This is a genomic window from Novosphingobium sp. ERN07, from assembly GCF_012641335.1.
GTDB lineage: Bacteria > Pseudomonadota > Alphaproteobacteria > Sphingomonadales > Sphingomonadaceae > Novosphingobium.
Genome location: NZ_JABAID010000053.1, coordinates 1 through 2,467 on the forward strand (window position 1 = coordinate 1; position 2,467 = coordinate 2,467).

Annotated in this window: 1 protein-coding gene and 1 pseudogene; both read left to right on the forward strand. The window is 63.6% G+C overall.

Annotation, left to right across the window (positions count from 1 at the left end):
- Positions 1-1,209 (forward strand): annotated as a pseudogene (locus HGI47_RS22005) (Ti-type conjugative transfer relaxase TraA); the annotation flags it as partial.
- 10 nt (positions 1,210-1,219) lie between these two features.
- A complete protein-coding gene (locus HGI47_RS22010) occupies positions 1,220-1,972 on the forward strand; it encodes a DUF6118 family protein (RefSeq protein WP_168854890.1) in 753 nt (250 codons plus the stop codon).
- Positions 1,973-2,467: the final 495 nt, after the last annotated feature.

Here is a 2,467-nt window from a genome sequence, read left to right on the forward strand (position 1 = left end):
ATCATCCTCACCCACACCAATGACGAAGTGCGCGAGCTCAATGACGCCGCGCGCGGGCGGCTGCGTGACGCGGGCGAACTGGGCATGGACGTGTCGATCAAAGCTGATCGCGGAGAGCGTCAGTTCGCCAGTGGTGACCGCATCATGTTCCTGCGCAACGAGCGGAGCCTGGGCGTCAAGAATGGCACGCTCGGCACCGTCGAACAGGTGACGCCGCAGCGCATGGCCGTGCGCACCGACGATGGCCGCAATGTCGCTTTTGATACCAAGGACTATGCGCACATGGATCACGGCTATGCCGCGACGATCCACAAGGCGCAGGGCATGACCGTGGACCGCGCGCATGTGTTGGCGACGCCGGGGATGGACAGCCACAGCGCCTATGTCGCCATGTCCCGCCACCGTGACGGCCTTGCCCTGCATTATGGCGGTGATGACTTCGCCGATCAGTCGAAGCTTGTCCGCACGCTCAGCCGCGAACGCGGCAAGGACATGGCCAGCGACTACAAGCCAGAGCAAGCTTTCGCCGAGCGGCGCGGCATTACCTTCCGCGAGCGCATAGTCGAAATCGCCCGGCAATTGCCGGAACGGGCGAAGTCGATCTTCGCCGGATTCCGCCCACAGGCAAATCGGCTCGAAGCCCTGCCAGTCGAGCAGCCAGGGCTTTCCGATCAACGCAGGGCCGTCGAACGCTATGCGCGTGCCGTCGCCGATATTGGACAGATGCGCGAGCAGGGATTGCCGGTCCTGCCACATCAGCGCGACGCGCTGGAGAAGGCCGGAAAGGCGCTCGACGCGATCCGGCCCCATGGCACAGCCGACCTCTCCAGCGCCTTGCAGCGCCAGCCCTCGCTGGCCCGTGAGGCCGCTGATGGTCGCAGCCAGGGCGCGATCCGCGCCATGCAGCTCGAAGCCGAAATCCGCGCCAATCCGGTGCAGCGCGCCGACCGCTTTGTCACCGACTGGCAGCGGCTCGGGCAGGCGCAGCAGGCCATGCAGCGCGATGGCGATACCAAGGGTGCGCAGAGGCTCACCACCCGCATGGCGGACATGGCGAAGGGACTGGAGCGCGATGCGCAGGTCGAATCCCTGCTGCGCGGTCGCACCAGCGAACTTGGGATCAAGACAGAACCCGGTCGCGATCTGGCCCGCGACCTTGCCGCTTCCATCACCATGGAGCGGAGCCGGTCAATCGGCATGAGCCTTTAGGAGAAGCGTAATGGATACCGATACTGATGACGTGGAACTGACCCTGGACCGTGAGCAGGCCACCGCCCCTGACCTGCCCGCCCCGGAGGCCGCAGGCGACCCCGCTGCCGAGGCGTTTGCCCGCCTTGAAGGGGAAATGGCCCTGATGCGCCGAGCGGTCCAGCACCTTGCCGCCGAGCGTGCGGATATTGTCATTCCCGACTACGGCTCGACCCTGACCGACATGGCCAAGCGGATGTGTGCGATTTGCGAGAACCTTCAGGGCATGGCTGGTCATCCGGCGTTGCAGATGACCCCTGACAGCATCGGCAATAGGATCGCAGCGGCGGCGGAGTCGGCGCGACGCAGCGACCAGGACAGGTTCAGCCAGGCCCGGGATGATCTGCACCATGCAACCCAGACGATGCGTTCGGTAACCGCGAATGCTCGTCTGGCTGCTGATCAGCGCCGCCAGTTGTACCTTATGGCAGGCGGCGGACTGCTTGCCGGGGTCCTGCTATGGTCAGTCCTTCCCGGCGTCGTAGCCCGCGCGGTGCCGCAGAGCTGGCACTGGCCGGAACGTGTGGCGGCTCGTGTCCTGCGCGAGCCGACGATCGTGGACGCAGGTATTCGTTTGATCCGGTCGCAGAACCCCCAGATGTGGGAGGACATCACGGAAGCTGCGAAGATTGCGGATGTGAACCGGGAGGAGATAAAGCGCTGCCAAGCCATGGCACGCAAGAGTGGACGGGGCGTCAATTGTACAATGAAGGTGGGCGGATAGTTCGCTGTTCTTTACGTCGCCATTCTGCGTTGTCGGACCCACAGCAGGGCCGGTGATTGGCCAACTTCGGCCGTAGAAGGCTGACGCTTGAATGACGTAGGTTGGGGACGAACCGGGACGGCGGCTTCAAGCTGGCGATAACGGGAAAGCGGACGTTTGTAGGCTGGGCTCCACCTTTCGCTGCCGACCACCATATGCCGCTCCAAGATAGTCCGGGGCACGTCCGGTTACGCCAATAGTGGCCGGCGGCAGCGCCGATAACTTTATCGGAAGATAACGCCGAAATGGCCGCCAGCCAAAATTGCTCTGACGCCACCAGTCAGTCAACACAGACATCCTCCTTTGACTTTTGCACTGTGGACAACATGGGCTCACCTTGCACCCATCGGCGGACGCTCTAGGCGGCGTGGACAAATTTGAGCCAGTATCTGGCTGTGGCGATATGGACCATGCCGAGGAAGCTATTGGCAAGCTGATCGTAGCGGGTAGCGATCG

Excerpts from the sequence above, each read along its gene's own strand:
- HGI47_RS22010 (WP_168854890.1), top strand. The coding sequence starts at position 1,220 with ATGGATACCGATACTGATGACGTGGAACTGACCCTGGACCGTGAGCAG.